The sequence below is a fragment of the Edwardsiella piscicida genome (genome assembly GCF_001896205.1).
In the GTDB taxonomy this organism is placed as follows: domain Bacteria; phylum Pseudomonadota; class Gammaproteobacteria; order Enterobacterales; family Enterobacteriaceae; genus Edwardsiella; species Edwardsiella piscicida.
Window position 1 is genome coordinate 3,461,323 of sequence record NZ_MPNU01000001.1, and the last position, 1,155, is coordinate 3,462,477.

Consider the following 1,155-nt stretch of genomic DNA (forward strand, 5'->3'; position numbering starts at 1 on the left):
ACCACTGGCCACACCGGAAGCGCTAAACCAGAGCTGGTCTGTCGATTTTATGCATGATGCACTGGCCTGTGGCCGTCGTTTTCGCACGTTCAATGTCGTTGATGACTTTAACCGTGAGGCGTTGTCGATTGAAATCGATCTGAATCTGCCAGCTCAGCGAGTCGTTCGTGTTCTCGACAGGATCGCGGCAAACCGTGGCTATCCGGCCATGCTGCGCATGGATAATGGTCCGGAATTTATCTCTCTGGCGCTGGCTGAATGGGCAGAGAGGCACGCAGTAAAATTGGAGTTTATCCAGCCGGGTAAGCCGACGCAGAATGCTTTCATCGAGCGTTTTAACAGAACATACCGTACAGAAATACTCGATTTTTATCTGTTCAGAACGCTGAATGAAGTGCGGGAAATCACGGAGAAATGGTTATCAGAATATAACTGTGAACGTCCGCATGAATCACTGAACAATATGACACCGGAGGAGTATCGACAGCACCATTATTTGGCCGGGATCTCAAAAAATGCCTGGAACTAAAATGGGTCTATTTACAATCGTCCTAAAACCATGCCCGCAGACTTCTGTTTTCGTGTCATAACCCATTGCACGCAATGCACTGTTTACCGTGTTTTCGCTCATAACCTTTGTTGCGTTATGATCCCCCGGGAACAGTAACTCTTTATCGCCACTAATCTGCTTAAGCTGCTCTAACAAAATCATCGCCTGCCGACTAAGCGGAACGATATGCTCCTCTTTCATCTTCATGCCACGGTACGAGTAACGCACGCCTTTAATTTCTTCTCGTTTTGCAGGTACACGCCAGAGAGATTTATCAAAGTCGAACTCATCCCAACGCGCGAAACGTAACTCACTGGAACGCACAAAAGTAAGTAAGGAAAGCTCAACCGCGATCCGTGTCATTACACGGCCACGATATGCAGCAAGTCGTGCAAGAAACTCAGGGAACCGGCTTGAGGGTAAGGCGGGATAATGTCGCGCTTTGGTTGTCGATAGCGCACCGGCCATATCGCTCGCTGGATTAGAGTCGATGTAATCGTTCTGTACGGCATAACGCATAATGGCCGTGACGCGCTGTTGCAGGCGTTGAGCAACGTCATGCTTACCACTGGCATCAACTTTTTTAATCGGAGCTAAAAGGTGGC

At 48.7% G+C, this 1,155-nt stretch carries 1 protein-coding gene and 1 pseudogene; one reads left to right on the plus strand and one right to left on the minus strand.

All coding sequences use genetic code 11. The annotated features are described in order from the left end of the window. Positions 1-529: IS3 family transposase (locus BRD58_RS15955; RefSeq protein ID WP_073383960.1), on the plus strand; the 529-nt coding region annotated here is incomplete at its 5' end. Here the strand turns inward: BRD58_RS15955 and BRD58_RS15960 are convergent. Then, positions 512-1,155: pseudogene (locus BRD58_RS15960) on the minus strand (tyrosine-type recombinase/integrase); the annotation flags it as partial. The gene BRD58_RS15955 and the pseudogene BRD58_RS15960 overlap by 18 nt on opposite strands.